We start from the raw sequence: 18,088 nt of genomic DNA, 5'->3' as shown, positions 1-18,088 counted from the left end.
CCCCATGCGCCGTCTCACCGTTCTTGCCGCTGCCATGGCGCTCTCCGCATGCGCCATGCAGCAATATCCGCAAACCGGCCCCAACGCCGCCCCGGGGCCAGAAACCTCTTTCACCGCGCTGCCCGGCTGGCCGCAGGACAATGCCAGCGCCGCCCTGGCGAGCTTCGTACGCAGTTGCAAAGCCATCCTGCTGATGCCGCCAGACACCTCTCTCGGCGGTACCGGGCTCGCCAAGGAGCGCGCGGGCCAAGCCGGGCTCTGGCAACCCGCCTGCACCGCCGCCAAAGCCGTGCCCCCAGGCAACGAGCCCGCCGCGCGGCAATATTTCCAAAGCTGGTTCAACGTCTTCGCCATTTCCGGCCAAGCCCTCGTCACCGGCTATTTCGAGCCTGAGGTCCCAGGCTCCAAAAACGAGCATCCCGGCTACCGCGTCCCGCTTTATGCCAAGCCGCCAGTCCCGGCTCTGGCCAATCTCTCCCGCGCCGCCATCGACCAAGGTGCCCTCTACCGCAAGGCCCCAGTCACAGCCTATGTCACCAACCCGGTTGACGCTTTCATGCTGCAAATCCAGGGCTCGGGCCGCATCATCCTGCCGGACGGCAAAACCCTCCGCGTCGGGTTCGACGGCCAGAACGGCCAGCCCTACACCCCCATCGGCCGCATCCTTGAGCAAATGGGCGCCATCAAGCCGGAAGATATCAGCTATCAAAGCATCTCCGCCTGGCTGAAGGCCCACCCGCGCGAAGCCAAATCCGTCATGGAGCAGAACGCCCGCTACGTTTACATGCGCCCGCTTGGGCCGCTGCCCCTTAACGAAGGCGCGCCCGGCGCCCTCGGCGTACCCCTCACGGCGGAGCGTTCTGTCGCGGTTGACCGTTCCGTCATCCCGCTTGGCGCACCACTTTTTATCTCCACCACAGACCCCATCACCGGCACCGCCATGAACCTCCTCGCCATCACGCAGGACACTGGCGGCGGCATCCACGGCCCGGATCGGGCGGACATTTTCTTCGGCGCTGGCCCGGATGCCGAGGAAACCGCCGGCTCCATGCACCAGCCTGGCAAGCTTTATCTGCTTCTGCCCCGGCTTCACCCACAGCAATAATCGACAAGGCAAGGCTCGTCATAGAGCCTTGCCTTGTCGGCCTTTGGCCAAACAGCTACAGGCTGCCACGATGGAAATAAGGAATTTAAAATGACCTCCAGCGCGGTTCAACAAGGCGGCGCGGCTGAGAAACTCCGGCTTTCCGCTCTCATCGGCGTTCTCGGCGTTGTTTATGGCGATATCGGCACCAGCCCGCTTTACGCGCTGCAAGCCTCCATCGCCTATTTCAACGGCCCCAAGCTGCGGCCCGAGGATGTTCTGGGCGTTCTCTCGCTTATCACCTGGGCCCTGGTCATCACCGTGACGATTAAATACGTCACCTTCATCATGCGGGCAGACAATAACGGCGAGGGCGGCACGCTCTCCCTAATGGCCCTGGCCAGCCGAGTCGCCCGCAGCGACCGTACGCGTATCGCCGCTGGCCTGGTCGGCATTGTCGGCGCGGGGCTGTTCTTTGGCGACGGCGTCATCACACCAGCCATCTCCATCCTCTCCGCCGTTGAAGGCATCGAGGTCGTCGCCCCTTCACTCAGCGAGGCCGTTCTGCCCATCGCTGTCGCGGTCATCGCCGGACTGTTCCTGGTGCAGCGCCACGGCACGGCCATGGTCGGGCGCGCGTTCGGCCCAGTCATGGTAATCTGGTTCCTCAGCCTCGGCCTTCTTGGTCTCAGCCAGATCATCCATCATCCCGACGTCTTCATCGCCCTCAACCCCTATTTCGGTGCCAGCTTCATCTTCCGGCACGACAAAATCGCCTTCCTCACACTGGGCGCCGTGGTTCTGGCCGTCACCGGCGCAGAGGCCCTCTACGCGGATATGAGCCACTTCGGCCGCCGCCCCATCCGTACCTCCTGGTTGTTCTTCGTGCTCCCCTGCCTGGTATTGAATTATTACGGCCAGGGTGCGCTGGTCATCGCCCATCCCGAGACCGCGAGTAACCCCTTCTACCATCTCGTCCCGCACGTCCTGCAGGTGCCGATGATCCTGCTGGCTACCCTGGCCACCGTCATCGCCAGCCAAGCCGTCATCACCGGCGCCTTCACCGTCTCACGCACCTGCGTGCAGCTCGGCCTGCTGCCGCGCATGGAGGTCCGCCATACAAGCGAGACCGAGCAGGGCCAGATCTACGTTCCCCAGATCAACACCATTCTCGCTATCGGCGTGCTGCTGCTGGTGCTCACCTTCAAATCCTCCGCCGCCTTGGCCTCGGCCTACGGCATCGCGGTCACTGGCACCTTCCTTTGTGACAACACGCTCGCGGCCTTCGTGTACCGGCGCCAGTTCGGTTGGTCCCGCACCGCCACCATCTGCCTGTTCGGCGCCATCGGCATCGTGGACCTCGCCTTTTTCGGCGCCAATTCGCTTAAAATCTTCGAGGGCGGCTGGGTGCCTCTGGCCATCGGCTTCACCATCATCCTCATCATGACCACATGGCGGCGGGGCCGCTCCCTCATCATGGCCCGCTGGATGCAGGACAGCCTACCCCTTTCCACCTTCCTCAACCGCCTGCCGCAATCGCGCATTGTGCGTGTCCCCGGCACGGCGGTATTCATGACCGGCAATCTGGACTTCGTGCCCAACGCCCTCCTGCACAACCTCAAGCACAATAAAGTGCTGCATGAACAAGTGTTCTTCGTCACCGTCCGTAACCTGGAAGTCCCCCAGGCCGCCCCAGGTGAACGCGTACGCGTTGAAGAAGCCGCCCCAGGCATTTACAAGGTCGCGCTCTATTACGGCTTTATGGAAAGCCCGAATGTCCCCCGCGCGCTGGAAAGTCTCAACGGCCAGGGCATCGAGTTCAAAGCCATGCAGAGCAGCTACTTCCTGGGCCGCGAAACCGTGGTCCCGGCTTCCGTACCCAAGCTGCGCTTCATTCGCCGCTGGCTTTTCCTGTTCATGGCCCGCAACGCCATCACCGCCACCGAGTTTTTCCGCATTCCCTCGGACCGCGTGGTTGAACTCGGCGTGCGCATCGCCGTCTAAACGCATTTTTCAAAGCGTCTTTGCATAAACAGCGACCGCGCCGGGGCATCCTGGTGCGGTTTTTTCATGTTCAGCCCAGCCCAAACGCACAAGCCGCCTGATATGTGATAAACGCGGACCCATAGGCCAGCACCAGCATGTAAACAAACACTAAGGCCGCCCAGCGCCAGCCGCCCGTCTCCCGGCGGATGGTCGCCAGCGTCGAGGCGCATTGTGGCGAGAACACATACCAAGCCAGCAACGCCAGCGCCGTCGCGATGCTCCAATGCGCCGCCAGCACCCCGCCCAAATGCCCCGGATCATCCGCGGAGGCCGAGATGGAATACACCGTCCCCAGCGCCGCCACCGCCACCTCGCGCGCCGCCATGCCGGGAATCAGCGCCACATTAATCTGCCAGTTAAACCCGATCGGCGCGAAAACCGGCGCGAGCGCATGGCCAATCCACGCCGCAGCGCTGTAATCAATCGCGGGGCGCACCGTGTCCTTCGGCGGCAAAGGTAAGGAGCAAAGCGCCCAGATCACGATCATCATCGAGAAAATCGTCGTCCCGGCCCGGTGCAAAAACGCCTTGCCCCGTTGATACAGCCCAATCCCGACACTGCGCGGGCTCGGCAGCTTGTAATCCGGCAGTTGCAACAAAAACGGGTCATGCTGCGCCTTACGCCAAATCAGCCGCTTCATGATGAACGACACCCCCAGCGCCGCCACAATGCCCAGCGCATACAGCCCGAACATCACCAGCCCCTGCAACTGCACGCCCCAGAACACGTCTTTATCCGGGATAAACGCCCCGATAATCAGCGTATAAACCGGAATCCGCGCCGAGCACGTCATCAGCGGGGCCACCAGAATAGTCGCCAGCCTGTCCCGCCGTCCATCAATCACGCGCGTCGCCATAATCCCAGGAATGGCGCAGGCAAAGCTGGAGAGCAGCGGAATAAAGGCCCGCCCATGCAGCCCTGCCCCGCCCATGATCCTGTCCATCAGGAACGCGGCGCGCGCCATATAGCCAAAATCCTCCAACACCAGGATAAAGAAGAACAAAATCAGAATCTGCGGCAAAAATACCACCACGGACCCCACACCGTTCAGCACCCCATCCCGGATAAAACTCAACACCGGCCCGTGCGGGAGATATTGCGCGGCCAGAACCCCCAGCCAGTCGAACAGATCCGTGATCAGATCCATCGGCGCCTGCGCCCAGGTGAAAACGGCCTGGAACATCACGAACAAAATCGCGAATAGCACCACCAACCCCGCCACGGGGTGCAGCAAAACCTTATCGATCCGCGCCGTGGTGCTGTAGGTCTGGGCGGGCAATGTCACGCAGACCGCAATTAGCCGGTCCGCCTCGCGCTGCAAATCCCGCAAGCCATGCCGGTCCGGCGCCTGCCAGTCCGCAGCGGCCACGGGTTCAGGCAAGGGACGGGACAATTTTTCATCCAGAAACGCCAGCAGCCCCTTCATCCCGGCCTTACGCACTGCCACAGAGGACACAACCGGCATCCCCAACGCCGCCGCGAGCTTTTGCTCATCAATCACAATACCGCGATGCCGGGCGATATCCGCCATATTCAGCACCAGCGCCATCGGCGTGCCCAGTGCCCGCAATTCCAGCGCCAGCCGCAAGGAAAGCCGCAGATCCGTCGCATCCGCCACACAAAGCAGAAATTCCGGCAGCGCCTCACTGGCCACCCGACCCAGAACCACATTGCGGGCAATCACCTCATCCGGGCTGCGCGCGCGCAGCGAATAGGTGCCCGGCAGGTCCAGCACCCGCACCGTCCGGCCTTCCGGCGTGGTGAATAGCCCCGCTTTGCGCTCCACCGTCACGCCCGGATAATTCGCCACATGCTGACGGCTGCCGGTCAACGCGTTGAACAAAGCGGTCTTGCCGCAATTCGGGTTGCCGATCAGCGCAATCCGCGCAACCTGCACACCCGTGACCTCACCCGCCCGCTCCGGGGCGTCAGCGCAGTGGCTCATTTCACTTCACTTAAATGTTTGAAATCACAAAAATCGCGGCGGCTTCCCGGCGGCGCAGCGCAAAGCTGGCCTGACCATTGATCCGCACGGCAATCGGGTCGCGCTTAATCAAGCCCTGGTGGCGCACCTCAACCGTGGCACCTTCCATCAACCCCATTTCCAAAAGCCGCCGCTCCAGCTCATCCGCTGGCAGGCTGCCTTCCACCCCGGCCGCGTCAACCGCCAGAATAGTGCCAGAAAACCCAGGCCGAGCCTCGCCCAGCGTCATTGCCTGGGAGGGCTTATTCCCCCGAAAACTCAACGAATCCTGACGTAACACCAGACACCTGCTTGCACGATCTAATTGAGAATTAATATCAATGAGAATTTTTGTCAATTACAATGATCTGGATCAAATCCCGCCTTCCTTCTTCCGCGGTAAAATCCGTTTCGCGGCCCAGACTTATGAATTTCCCGTACGGTTTCAAAAAACATTTGAACCAGAGCGGAGCCTTACCCATACTAATTTTTAAAATGGAGGACTAAAATGCTTATCAAGGCAATCCTGAAGAACAAACCCCCTGGTTTCATCTCAGTCCCGGCGGACATGACCATTGCCGGCGTCCTCAACATCCTCGCGGAAAAGCGCATCGGCGCCGTACTCGTCGTTGAAAATACCGAGCTGATCGGCATTTTGAGCGAACGTGACATTGTCCGCAGCCTTGCCACCCGCGCCACGGACACACTAACCATGACCGCTGGCGCCCTCATGACACGCGGTCCCAAAACCGCCACGCCAGAGACCACCGTGGAACAAGCCATGGAAATGATGACTGACGGGCATTTCCGCCATCTCCCCATCATGGAAGACGGCCACCTGACCGGGCTTGTCAGCATCGGAGACGTGGTCAAAGCCCGCATTGATCATAGCCAGCACGAGGTGGATACACTGCGCACTTACGTCACCGGGCGCGTCTGAAACAGAGATTTGTCACTAAAAGACGCAAACCTGCCTGTTTGATTTGCGTCATTGACTTGCACGGGAACTAAGCGTTTCTCTGCCCGAAATTTCGCGATCACAGGTCAAGATGCATCAATTTCTTACCAAATGCGATGAAGCCCTGACGGAAATCTCATCTCAGGGTCGTTATCGCCGGTTCGTGGCGCTGGAGAAGCTAACCGACCGCTTCCCCTATTACTCCGTCACCATGGAAGGCAGAACGCGGGACATTCTCGTCTGGTCTACCAACGATTATCTAGCTATGGGCACAGACCCGCAGGTGATCGAAGCCTCCGCCGATGCCGCCCGCCGCTACGGCGCGGGCGCGGGCGGCACGCGGAACATCGCAGGCTCATCACCGCTGCATGTGGCGCTGGAGGAAGAGCTGGCCGACCTGCACGGCAAAGACGCCGCGCTGCTTTTCACCTCCGGCTATGTCTCCAACCAAGCCACCCTCACGGCCATTCTGAACTCCCTGCCCGACTGGCATGTGTTCTCGGACGCGCAGAACCATAATTCCATGATCGTCGGCATCAAAGGCGGCAAAACCGCCACGGTGCATATCTTCAAACATAACGACATGGCGGACCTTGAGCGCCTGCTCGCCGAAGCCCCCGCCGAGGCGCCAAAGCTCATCGTGTTCGAGAGCGTCTATTCCATGGACGGCGATATCGCTCCCCTGGAACAAATCTGCGACCTCGCGGACCGCTACAACGCCATGACCTATCTGGACGAGGTTCATGCTGTCGGCATGTACGGTCCCCATGGGGGCGGCGTGTCAGAGCGCGATGGCGTGGCGGACCGCATCACCATCATTGAAGGCACGTTGGCCAAAGGCTTTGGCTGCCATGGCGGCTATATCACCGGCGACTTCAAGGTACTGGACTATATACGTTCCGTCGCCGCCGGGTTCATTTTCACCACCGCACTGCCCCCGCCCACCGTCGCGGCGGCGCTAACCTCCATTCGTCTACTGAAACAGGATAGCACCCGCCGCACCAAACTGTTTGAACGCGCGGCAACGCTGAAAGCCAAATTCCTCGCCGCCGGTCTGCCGGTCATGGACAGCAACAGCCACATCGTCCCGCTAATGATCGGTGACGCCGCGAAAGCCACGGAAATCTCCATGCGCCTGATCCGCGAATTCGGCATGTATGCAACGCCCATCAATTATCCCACCGTACCGCGCGGCACGGAGCGTCTGCGCTTCACCCCCGGTCCCAAACATACGGACGAGATGATGAACAATCTTGTCACAGCCCTCCAGCAGATCCTGCTGCCGGCCGAAACGCAAACCGCCTGATGCCGTTCGATTTCAGCGGCAAAACCGTCCTGGTCACGGGCGGCTCAAAAGGTATCGGCTTCGCCTGCGCCAAGGCGTTTCTGGAGACGGGCGCGCGCGTGGCTATCTGCTCCCGCGCGCAAGCCAATATCGACACAGCCCTGACCAACCTTCCCGGCGTTACCGGCTTCACGGCGGATTTATGTGACGCCGCCCAAGCAGCCGCTTTGCTTGATCAAGTTGAAACCGCGCTGGGAACGCTGGATATTTTGGTGAATAGCGCAGGCGCCGCCAAACGCACCCCTCCGGAAGACTTAATCCCCGCTGCCTGGCGCGCGGCGATGGACGCAAAATATTTCTCCACTATCAATATTCTCGACCCCGCCATTAAACGCATGGTGGCACGCGGACAGGGCGCCATCGTCAATATTATTGGCATGGGCGGCAAAGTCGCTGCGCCGGTACATATTGCGGGCGGCGCGGCCAACGCCGCTTTAATGCTGGCCACCGTCGGGCTTGCCGCCGCCTATGCAAAATCCGGCGTGCGTATCAACGGCATCAATCCGGGCCTCACGGAAACCGGACGCGTACAGGAAGGCATGCGCGCCACCGCCAAAGCCGCAGGTATCACCGTGGAAGAAGCGATGACTGACAGCGTCGCCAACATCCGGGCGGGCCGCTTCGCCAAACCTGAGGAAATCGCCAGCACCGTACTGTTTCTGGCCTCGCCTTTGGCAAGCTATATTAACGGCGCCATCCTGCCGATGGATGGCGTGCAAAACCCCGTCATCTGATAATTCTGAATCCGCAAGAAGATTACCCGGCGGGCACAATCTTAGCGTCATAAATTAGTCATAAGTCTCTCTAAAAGAAGCGTTTAACGAAACGTCCTAAAAAGAGACATGCACTAAATTACTTCCTTAGCCCTTCAAAATATGCAATAACCTACACGCGAAAGGCTGGAAAAAACGGCCCCTAAGACAAAAACAACATCCTTCTGGAGGAATAGAAGAATGAAGCTTGCAAATCCCGCCCCGCTTGGGCTGTTTGGCTTTGCTCTCACCACGTGGCTTCTTTCCATGGTCAATGCGGGCTGGCTCCCCGGCACAACCGTGCCGCTGGTGCTCGGTATGGCGTTTGCTTATGGCGGCACGGCGCAATTTTTTGCGGGACTCATGGAAATGGCCAAAGGCAACAGCTTTGGTTTTGTTGCGTTCTGCTCTTACGGCGCGTTCTGGTGGAGCTTCGCTCTGTTCGTGGAGTTCTTTGCCAAGGGCGTTCCCGGCGCAGCTGTTGGCTGGTATCTGCTGGTCTGGGGTGTTTTCACCTTCGCCATGTGGATCGGCACCTTCGCCCTCAACCGCACCCTGTTCCTGATCTTCCTGGCGCTGTGGGTTACGTTTGCCCTGCTTGGCTTCGCAGACCTGCTGGGCGTTCCGTCCCTTGGCACGCTGGGTGGCTATGCTGGCCTCATCACCGCAGTGCTGGCTTTCTATCTGGGCGCTGCTGAGATCATCAACGAAGCCCACGGCCATACAGTTCTGCCCATCGGTATGCCGATGTCCCGCATGAACGCTGCACCGGCCGAATAACCCCAAACGCTCACACACCCCCGGCTTGGTTTGCCCAAGCCGGGGTTTTTTGTTCTTGTTGTACGCGCCTCACACCGCCCCATAAGGCTGTTCTTCGCGTTCCCCCAACTGCTCAATGCGCCGCACCAATCCAGCGATCTTGTCTCCCGCCACCGGCTTGGAAATCAAATACCCCTGAATCAATCGACATCCTAAAGATGTAATCACCTTCAGCTGCGCCTGCGTCTCCACCCCCTCCACAATGCAATCTAGATTCAAATTCTCGCACAGCGCCAAAATCGTCTTCACAATATTCGCAGAGGTCCGGCTTACATCGACATCAATCACGAAGCTGCGATCAATCTTAATCTTGTCCAGCTTCAGCTTGTTCACATAGCTCAAGCTGGAAAACCCGGTGCCGAAATCATCCAGGGCAATCCGCACCCCAATCTCCCGCAACGCCTGCAAGCAGGCTGACGCCTGTTCAAAATCATGCAACAAAGCGGTTTCCGTGACTTCAAATTCCAGCCGGCATGGCGACAACCCGGCATTGCGCAGCATATCCTGAATCACCTCCATCCCATCCGGCGAAGCCAAATTCTGTGCGGAAAGATTGAAACAGAGACTCACATGGCTCGGCCAATGACGCGCCGCATCCAATGCTTTTTTCAAAAGCACGCGGGTCATTTTACCAATCATTTGCGAGCGCTCGGCAATCGGCACAAACACAACCGGGCTTACGGGCCCTAGTTCACGGCTTTGCCATCTCGCCAACGCCTCGAATGCCACAACCCGATCGCGCTTCACATCCACAATCGGCTGAAACGCCACCCACATTTCCGCCTCAAGATCCGCCGTTTGAAACGCCTCCTCAACCCGCGCTGCGGCCCGAATCCGTGTTTCATGTTCGGCTGAAAATAGCACCATACCGCCTTTGCGGGTTTGCTTGCCATGATACAGCGCGTAATCCGCCCGTTCGAAAAGCATCTCTGCCGTATCCGCCGCATCAGGATAAACCGCCACACCGGCCGAGGATGAAATCAGTGCCATCCTGTCTCCTACCAAGCATGGGCCTTCCAAAACCTGCTTCACTCCCTGGCAGAATTTCGCAATGCTCTCATCCAGCCTGGCGCCCGTGAGAATAACGCCAAACTCATCCCCGCCCAGTCGGGCGATAAACACATTTTTCTCGGCCAACTGCCGCAGCCTGTCTCCAACCTCTATCAGGAGGCGGTCTCCGGCTGCGTGGCCATGAATATCATTCACCCCTTTGAACCGGTCCAGATCCATCAGGGCCACGGCCAAACGCTCGCCGCTCTTTTCCGCATCGGCAAGGTCATGTTCCAGCCTGGAAAAAAAGCGGCGGCGGTTGGGTAGATTGGTCAGCGGGTCAAGATTTGCCAGCCTCGAATTTTCATCCAACAGGCGCTGTGTCTCCTGCTGACGAGCTTTCAACTCCCGTTCAGACAAACTCAGCGCTACAAAATCCGCCGCATTCTTCAATAAATTCTGCACCATCACAAACAGCACGAGCGTCGCGCTCGCCCCTGCAAGGCGCATCGCCGGGCTGGGCATGTGCAAAAATATCAGTGTGAACGGCACACCAACCAGAACACTCAGTAAAATGGCGGCACTGCGCAGCGTAATCAGACAAAAGGCACAGGTCATCACGGTCAACGAGACCGTCATCTCCACCTGGAACCGCGTATATTCATCGCCGTAAGGCAGCAGCAAAAACGCCCAGGCCCCCGCGCTCGCCCCCAGCAGAACCACCCCGCGCCGCGCTTGCCGGAGTTTAATAAGCGCATCCACATTCTGGGTCAGCCGCGAACGCCGGTAAAGCCACACCGCCAAGCGGATCGTGCCCATCACCACCAGCAGAACCGGTGCGACTACGGTCAGTAAAATGGGCGCATGTCTGTAATGTGTCTCGGCCAAGCCGGTAACATTAAAAATCAGGACACAATAAAGTGTTGGCACCCTTTGCGCCAAAGCCATCAACTGTGTCGATGCAAGCCCCGGATCTTCCTCCGGCAGAGCGAACAAGTCACGTATCCAGCGCATTACACGCCATGCCACGGCTGGGGCAGTCTCAGCCGTCTGCTCTTTTTGCACAGCATTTTCCTATAGACAGAAGGAAGAAGTCGATTAACCCATTTCTAGTAGCGTGCGAAATGTTTAAAAAACGCTAATTTCATTTCTTCCCTAGAATCATCTTTTTTTCCAATAATTTACCGTTCATTCAGCGTAAACAACGCCTAAAAAATATGAAGATCAGTTTAAGATTCAGCGTATTTGATGAAGGTCAATGTCATTTTTGTACGGCCGCTGCCAAACTCTCGGAAAGCTGATCATTAAGAGGTTTGTGTCATGAGCGAAAAGCAAGTCGTGGATCTTGCTGGCTTCAATAGCTTTTTCGAAAACTGGCAAGCGGCGCAAAAGAGATTCATTCCATCCGGCAAGGTTCTCAGCCAACTCGCGGAAACGGTGCACACCATTTCTCAAGCGCAGATCACCTATAATCAAACGGTTATGCGTGCCAACGCTGCCTTGCTCGCCGTGCTATGGGCCCTTCCCGTCATCAAGGATACGCAAGATCACAATAATGTTGGCGAGCGGCCCAGCAAAGCGGCTCACCGGCCGGACGTATCGGCCCAATGAGTATCTCCACCTTGCCGGGAAGCCTTGCTGGCAAGCGCGGACTTGTCATCGGTATTGCCAATGAACACAGTATCGCGGCAGGTTGTGCTAGGGCTTTCGCCCAGGCTGGCGCCGTGTTGACCGCGACCTATCTTAACGAGAAAGCGCGGCCGTTTGTCACCACCATCACGGACGCCTTGCCCTGTGACATTTTAATGCCCTGTGACGTTCAGGCCGAAGGCCAGCTTGAAGCTGTTTTTGAGGCCATAACCCAACGCTGGGGTAAGCTGGATTTCGTCCTGCACTCCATCGCCTTTGCCCCGGCGGCGGATCTGCACAGCCGGGTGGTGGATTGCTCCGCCCAAGGCTTCGCCACCGCCATGGATGTTTCTTGCCATTCCTTCCTGCGCACAGCGAAGCTCGCGGAACCTTTAATGGTGGCGGGCGGTACTTTGCTTGCCATGACCTATATCGGCTCTGAGCGTGTCATTCCGCATTACGGCATCATGGGTCCCGTGAAAGCGGCGCTGGAAAGCTGCGTGCGTTACACCGCCGTTGAGCTGGGACCAAAAAAAATCCGGGTCAACGCCATCTCTCCCGGCCCCATTGCTACCCGGGCCGCCAGCGGGATCGAGCATTTTTCAGATCTTCTGGATACGGCCGCGCGCGAAGCACCGGAAAAAGAGTTGGTAAAGATTGAAGACTGCGGTGATTTGGCCGCCTTTCTTGTCAGTGACGCCGCGCGTATGCTCACCGGCACCATCATCCCGATTGATGGCGGTGAACATTTGCTGGGCGCATAGCCCGCCATCCAAACCAAAGATCACAAGAGGGTTCTGAATGTCAGACCAGACAGAGCAGTGCAACACTTTGGACCGCGCGTTGCACGCTGCCCAGGCCCGGCTGACGGGCGGGCTTTCCATGGCGGCCCTAGCCATCGCCTGGACAGATTGGGCGTTACATATCGCCGACCAGCCAGGCCAGCAAATGAAACTCGCCCGCCAGGCCGCCCAGGACTGGACAGAACTATCCCGTCAGGCCCTGGGGTTTCCCTTTAAGCCGTTAAACCCAGAACCTCAGGACCATCGCTTCAAAGACCCCGGCTGGCAGCAAGGCCCCGCCGCTTTTGCTGTGCAGGCATTCCTGCGGGCGGAACGCTTCTGGGACACTGCCACCAAAGACACTGCAGGCGTCTCCGGCAAGAATGAACGGATCGTGAATTTCACCGCCCGCCAGATGCTGGATGTCGTCGCCCCCTCCAACTTCCCCGGCTGCAACCCCGAGGTTCTTGCCAAGGCCCAAGCCACCTCGGGTGAAAGCCTGCGCCAAGGTGTGCGCAATCTCGTCGCGGATCTGCGCAGCGCCAGTAACACCAAGACCCAGCCTTTGCCTATGAAGCCGGGCAAGGATGTCGCCATCACACCCGGCCAGGTGGTGTTCCGTAACGACCTGCTGGAGCTCATCCAATACGCTCCCGCCACGGAGTCCGTCCGGCCCGAGCCTATTCTCATCGTGCCCGCCTGGATCATGAAATATTACATCCTAGATCTTTCACCGCACAATTCGATGGTGAACTATCTGGTCAGCCAAGGCTTCACGGTTTTCTGCATTTCCTGGCGTAACCCGGACGCCTCCATGCGCGATGTCTCACTAGATGATTACCGCCGCCTCGGCACCATGGCAGCACTGGATGCCATCACCGCCATCTGTGGCGCGGATAAAAAAATCCACGCCACCGGCTATTGCCTCGGCGGCACGCTACTTTCCATCACTGCCGCCACCATGGCGCGAGATCATGATGAGCGCCTCGCCACCGTCACTCTGCTCGCCGCCCAGACGGATTTTACCGAGGCTGGTGAATTGCAGCTGTTCATCACAGATGCGCAACTCCACTTCCTCGACGACGCCATGTGGTCTCAAGGCTATCTCGACGCCCAGCAAATGGCAGGTGCCTTCCAGATGCTCCGCGCCAACGACCTCGTCTGGTCGCAAATGATCCGCCGCTATTATCTGGGTGAGGAAGACCACCCGAACGACCTGATGTCCTGGAACATGGACGCCACCCGCATGCCCTACCGCATGCATTCGGAATATCTGCGCAAGCTCTTCCTCAATAACGACCTCGCGGAAGGCCGGTTCGAGTCAGACGGACGCAAAATCTCCCTGGCTGACATCCATGTCCCCTTGTTCGTCATCGGCACGGAAACCGACCACATCGCCCCATGGCGCTCGGTCTATAAGCTCCAGCAGCTCAATAGCGGAGACATCACCTTCGTCCTCACGTCCGGGGGGCATAATGCGGGCGTGGTCAGTGAGCCGGGCCACCCCCACCGCCATTTCCGCAAGCTGGAGCACAAACCCGGCGACCTCTCCATCCCCCCGGATGAATGGCAATCCCAGGCAAATTGCGAGGAAGGCTCCTGGTGGCCGGACTGGGCGGCCTGGCTTGCTAACCATTCCGGTACACCCATTAACCCGCCGCAAACCGGTGCTCCCAAAGCGGGCTACAAGCCTCTTGGCCACGCGCCCGGCACCTATATCTTCCAGCGCTGAAGGAACCGAGCCATGGACATCAATACCGAAATCCTGGAGAATCGCATTTTCGCTGAAATCGCCCTGGGCGATTCCGCAAGCCTTTCCAAAACCATAAGCAGCGATGACATCGCGCTATTTTCCTATATTTCCGGCGACGTAAACCCCGCTCATTTGGATAAAGACTATGCCGCGTCAGATCTTTTCCATCACATCATCGCGCAGGGCGTACTCACCGCCGGGCTAATCTCCGCCGTGCTGGGCACCAAACTCCCCGGCCCCGGTACCATCTATCTCGGGCAGGAGCTGAGATTCCACGCCCCTGTCAGCCCCGGTGACACCATCACCGCAAAAGTCATCGTCACCGAGTTGATCCCCGAAAAACACCGCGTCATTCTAGACTGTCATTGCTTCAATCAAGACGGCAAGGACGTGCTGAGCGGTACCGCCACCGTGCAGGCCCCAACCGAGAAAATCAGCCGCCCCGCCATCGCCCTGCCGGAAGTCCGTCTGCTGCGGCATGAATTCCTGCGTAACCTGCTCACCAAGGCCACGTCAGACACGCCTCTGCCCACCGCCATCGCCTATCCGTGTGACGAAACCTCCCTCCTCGCCGTGACAGAGGCCGCCGCGCGCGGCCTCATCACACCCATCCTGGTGGGCCCCACATCCCTTATCACCGCCAAGGCTGCCGAATATAAGCTGGACATTTCCGCCTTCCGTATAGAGGAAGCCGCCTCCAGCTCGGCCGCCGCCAAACGCGCCGTCGCCCTGGCTCATGAAGGCATCGCCAAAGCACTGATGAAAGGCGCTCTGCACACTGATGAGTTGCTGCACGAAGTCGTCCAGCCCGGTACCGGCCTGCGCACCGGCAATCGGCTCAGCCATGTTTATGTCATGGATGTGCCATCCTACCCCAAACCGCTTCTGATTACCGATGCCGCCATCAACATCCAGCCGGATCTTGAAGATAAACACAGCATCGTCCTCAACGCCATCAGCCTCGCCCACTCTCTGGGCATTGAAACACCGCGTGTGGCTATCCTCGCCGCGGTGGAAACCGTGAACCCCGCCATGCAGGCCACGCTGGACGCCGCCGCCCTGTGCAAAATGGCGGATCGTGGCCAGATCAACAGCGCCATTCTCGACGGCCCCCTGGCCTTCGACAACGCCATCAGCGCTACCGCCGCCGCGCAAAAACACATCATTTCCCCCGTCGCCGGTCAGGCGGACATTCTGGTCGTGCCGGACATTGAATCCGGTAATATGCTAGCCAAGCAGCTTACTTTTCTGGCTAATGCGGACGCGGCAGGCATCGTGCTCGGCGCCTCGGTGCCCATCATCCTCACCAGCCGCGCGGATAACGACCGCGCCCGCCTCGCCTCCTGCGCCATTGCCGTGATGATGGCCGGTGCCCATGGCTGACGCGATCCTCACCATCAACGCAGGCTCCTCCAGCATCAAATTCGCGCTATTCGAGCTGCAAAGCAGCCTCGTCTGCGCGGCCGAGGGTATGGCTGAAAATATCGGCGCCGCACCGCATCTGCTCATCAAAACCGGCGATCAGGTGGCGCTTGAAAAGCGCTGGCCCAACCATGCCCCCTTGAATCATGAGGATCTGCTGGGCGAAGTTCTGGCTTGGGTAGAAGCCCATCTGGGCAATGACAGCCTCATCGCCGCCGGCCACCGCATCGTGCATGGCGGCAGCACTTTTACCAAACCGCTTTTTCTGGATGAATCACATCTCGCGGACATTGCCCGCCTCAGCCATCTCGCCCCCTTGCATGAGCCTCATAATTGCGCCGCCGTACAGGCTTTATTCAAACTCCGTCCCTCTTTAAAACAAGTAGGCTGTTTCGACACATCCTTCCACCACACCATGCCCGAGATCGCGACACGCTTCGCCATCCCGCGTTCATTTCACGATGAAGGTGTCCGCCGCTACGGCTTTCACGGCCTGTCTTATGAATACATTACCTCCCGCCTGCCCACCTTGGCTCCTAATCTCGCCAAAAGCCGTGTCATTATCGCGCATCTTGGCAACGGCGCCAGCATGTGCGCGGTCAAAAACGGAAAATCCATAGACTCCACAATGGGCTTCACTGCCCTGGATGGTCTGGTCATGGGCACCCGCTCCGGCACTATAGATGCCGGGGTGCTACTCTATTTCATGCAGTCCCATGGCATGAATGCCGACGACCTCACCACCCTGCTCTATAAAAAATCAGGTCTGCTCGGCGTCTCCGGCATCTCCGCCGATGTCCGCACCCTTCTGGAGGACGGCTCAGAGCCCGCCCGGCAAGCCCTGGACCTTTTCGCTTACCAAGCCGCCAAACAAGCGGCGGGCCTCGTCACCGCGCTAGGCGGGCTGGACGGTCTGATCTTCACCGCTGGCATTGGCGAACACGCTCCCGCCATCCGCACGGCCATCTGCAGCAAACTCGCCTGGCTCGGCATCAAGCTCTGCTCCGAGGCCAATCAGGCCAACGAGGCCGCCATCAGCGAACCAGATAGCACGGTGGAGGTCCGCGTCATCCCCACTGATGAAGAATTGATGATCGCTACCCACACACGCGCTTTAATCGCTCAGCCCGTCGGATAATCCGCGCTGAGAGAAAGGTCCTTCTGGCCGCTGATCTCTTCCAGTCGGACCTGAAGCATCCGCGTCACCTCATCAAATCCCCATGCGCCCAGCACAATATGGCGCGGCGCCTGGGGCTTCTGCGTCAGTTCGATCATAATATCGCTGGCCCGCACAGGGTCCCCCGCTTGGTTTCCGCTGCGCGCCTTGGTGCCCGCCAGCCGCGCCCCGACGGTTTCCGCGTAATCGGCAATCTTGCTCGGCGTCTGTTTCAAGGAGCGTCCAGCCCAATCCGTCCGGAACGGCCCAGGCTCCACGCAAGTCACCTGAATCCCAAGCGGTCCCACCTCGGCCCGCAACGTATCAGACCACCCCTCCACCGCATGTTTCGACGCGGCATAATAGCCCGACCCTGGAAAGCCGATCAGCCCGGCCATAGAAGTAATATTTAGAATATGCCCGCTCTTCTGCGCCCGCATCACCGGAAGCACCGCCCGCGTCAGCGCGAATAATCCAAACACATTCGTATCGAATTGCGCGCGGATCTCGGCTTCATCGCCTTCCTCGATCGAACTTTGATAGCCATAGCCCGCATTATTCACGAGCACGTCAATCCGCCCGAATTTTTCCATCGCCGCCTTCACCGCCGCATCAATCTGCGCAGGCTTGGTCACATCCAGCGTCAAGGCCAGCACATTTTCCTTGTCCATTTCAGCAATTTCGCTGACCTGCTCCAAATTACGCGCCGTCACCACCAGCTTCCAGCCGCGTTGCACGATCCGCAGGGCCAATTCCCTGCCAAACCCCGTGGAACATCCGGTAATCAGCCAAACAGGATGATTCGTTTTACTCATCAATTCAACTCCGGGAATAAAATCGTTACCCAGCCAACACCCGGCCGGGGTGAGCGATATGTAAGCCACTATTTTCCTTTTATCAGGGGGAGACTGAAATTTTCTCCTTCCTCATTTCACGCTTTTGAAAAAGCCAGCTTTATCCCAAATAAAATAAAAACCGTCCCGGCCACGCGGTCCAACGCGCTAATCGTGCGCGGCTGCCGCAAAAACCGGCCCAACGGCACCGACGCCGTAATTATAGTAATTTCCATTAAGAGTGTGACGTTATTAATTCATCGAGGGATTTTCCTGAGAAGCTCCGTTGCCGTTTGAGGATCGCGAAAGCCTGCTCGATTGGATTGAAGTCTGGTGAGTATCTGGGCAACGGCAATAGCTTGTGCCCGTGTTGGTCGAGAATTTCGGCTATTTTGGGCTTGTTGTGGAAAGGCGCATTATCCATGATCACCAAGCTTTCCGGCCTGAGTGCCGGCAGCAACATTTCCTTGATCCATGCGGTCACGGTCAGGTGGGTGCAGCTTGTGTCGAACAGCATGGGGGCGATCCAGTCTTTGCCCCGCTGAGCCATGATGAG

The 18,088-nt window shown here is 58.8% G+C and carries 16 protein-coding genes; 11 read left to right on the top strand and 5 right to left on the bottom strand.

The annotated features are described in order from the left end of the window. The first annotated feature begins 4 nt into the window (after positions 1–4). Positions 5–1,105, top strand: a complete 1,101-nt coding sequence (gene mltA / locus BUB54_RS16040) for a murein transglycosylase A (protein WP_048879749.1) — start codon at positions 5–7, stop codon at positions 1,103–1,105. Positions 1,106–1,195: 90 nt separating this feature from the next. Beyond that, entirely contained in the window at positions 1,196–3,088 is a 1,893-nt protein-coding gene (locus BUB54_RS16035) for a potassium transporter Kup (protein WP_048879748.1), read from the top strand. A gap of 70 nt (positions 3,089–3,158) precedes the next feature. Here BUB54_RS16035 and feoB read toward each other — a convergent pair whose 3' ends face one another. Then, on the bottom strand, positions 3,159–5,075 hold the full coding sequence (gene feoB, locus BUB54_RS16030; RefSeq protein ID WP_048879747.1) for a ferrous iron transporter B: 1,917 nt from the start codon (positions 5,073–5,075) through the stop codon (positions 3,159–3,161). Positions 5,076–5,085: 10 nt separating this feature from the next. After that, on the bottom strand, positions 5,086–5,394 hold the full coding sequence (locus tag BUB54_RS16025) for a FeoA family protein (protein ID WP_241869427.1): 309 nt from the start codon (positions 5,392–5,394) through the stop codon (positions 5,086–5,088). A gap of 207 nt (positions 5,395–5,601) precedes the next feature. On the opposite strand from BUB54_RS16025, the gene BUB54_RS16020 reads away from it, so the two are divergent. The 4 genes from BUB54_RS16020 (at position 5,602) to BUB54_RS16005 (ending at position 8,928) form a co-directional block, all read left to right on the top strand. Continuing rightward, on the top strand, positions 5,602–6,033 hold the full coding sequence (locus BUB54_RS16020; protein ID WP_048879745.1) for a CBS domain-containing protein: 432 nt from the start codon (positions 5,602–5,604) through the stop codon (positions 6,031–6,033). Between the two features lie 109 nt (positions 6,034–6,142). Beyond that, positions 6,143–7,357, top strand: coding sequence for a 5-aminolevulinate synthase (gene hemA / locus BUB54_RS16015; RefSeq protein WP_048879744.1), 1,215 nt, complete (start codon positions 6,143–6,145; stop codon positions 7,355–7,357). Further along, positions 7,357–8,130, top strand: a complete 774-nt coding sequence (locus tag BUB54_RS16010) for an SDR family oxidoreductase (protein WP_048879743.1) — start codon at positions 7,357–7,359, stop codon at positions 8,128–8,130. Before hemA ends, BUB54_RS16010 begins: the two co-directional genes overlap by 1 nt. 219 nt (positions 8,131–8,349) lie before the next feature. Continuing rightward, positions 8,350–8,928 carry an acetate uptake transporter gene (locus tag BUB54_RS16005; protein WP_048879742.1) on the top strand — a complete coding sequence of 193 codons (579 nt, stop codon included), beginning with the start codon at positions 8,350–8,352 and terminating at the stop codon, positions 8,926–8,928. Positions 8,929–8,997: 69 nt separating this feature from the next. Here BUB54_RS16005 and BUB54_RS16000 read toward each other — a convergent pair whose 3' ends face one another. Continuing rightward, positions 8,998–11,022 carry a putative bifunctional diguanylate cyclase/phosphodiesterase gene (locus BUB54_RS16000; RefSeq protein ID WP_082075732.1) on the bottom strand — a complete coding sequence of 675 codons (2,025 nt, stop codon included), beginning with the start codon at positions 11,020–11,022 and terminating at the stop codon, positions 8,998–9,000. Between the two features lie 255 nt (positions 11,023–11,277). Between BUB54_RS16000 and BUB54_RS15995 the strand changes: the two genes are divergently transcribed. From BUB54_RS15995 to BUB54_RS15975, 5 genes are read left to right on the top strand one after another with little or no spacing between them, the layout of a single operon-like run. Next, positions 11,278–11,568 (top strand): hypothetical protein, encoded by a 291-nt coding sequence (locus BUB54_RS15995; protein ID WP_048879741.1) that lies wholly within the window; start codon positions 11,278–11,280, stop codon positions 11,566–11,568. Continuing rightward, positions 11,565–12,350 (top strand): enoyl-ACP reductase FabI, encoded by a 786-nt coding sequence (gene fabI, locus BUB54_RS15990; protein ID WP_048879740.1) that lies wholly within the window; start codon positions 11,565–11,567, stop codon positions 12,348–12,350. The genes BUB54_RS15995 and fabI overlap by 4 nt, the downstream gene beginning before the upstream one ends. 37 nt (positions 12,351–12,387) lie before the next feature. Next, the gene (locus tag BUB54_RS15985) at positions 12,388–14,100 is read left to right on the top strand and encodes a PHA/PHB synthase family protein (protein ID WP_048879739.1); all 1,713 of its coding nucleotides are present in this window, start codon (positions 12,388–12,390) and stop codon (positions 14,098–14,100) included. 12 nt (positions 14,101–14,112) lie between these two features. Then, entirely contained in the window at positions 14,113–15,504 is a 1,392-nt protein-coding gene (locus BUB54_RS15980) for a bifunctional enoyl-CoA hydratase/phosphate acetyltransferase (protein WP_048879738.1), read from the top strand. Further along, positions 15,497–16,681: an acetate/propionate family kinase gene (locus tag BUB54_RS15975; protein WP_048879737.1), complete on the top strand. Its 1,185-nt coding sequence runs from the start codon at positions 15,497–15,499 to the stop codon at positions 16,679–16,681. Before BUB54_RS15980 ends, BUB54_RS15975 begins: the two co-directional genes overlap by 8 nt. Here the strand turns inward: BUB54_RS15975 and BUB54_RS15970 are convergent. After that, positions 16,666–17,514 (bottom strand): oxidoreductase, encoded by an 849-nt coding sequence (locus tag BUB54_RS15970; protein ID WP_048879736.1) that lies wholly within the window; start codon positions 17,512–17,514, stop codon positions 16,666–16,668. The two genes, BUB54_RS15975 and BUB54_RS15970, sit on opposite strands and share 16 nt — an antisense overlap. Positions 17,515–17,767: 253 nt before the next feature. Beyond that, positions 17,768–18,088: transposase (locus BUB54_RS15965; protein WP_217652523.1), on the bottom strand; the 321-nt coding region annotated here is incomplete at its 5' end.

This window comes from Acidocella aminolytica 101 = DSM 11237, assembly GCF_900129125.1.
Lineage (GTDB): Bacteria > Pseudomonadota > Alphaproteobacteria > Acetobacterales > Acetobacteraceae > Acidocella > Acidocella aminolytica.
Note: the sequence above shows the minus strand (reverse complement) of the source record. Positions and strands in the feature narration are given on the sequence as shown.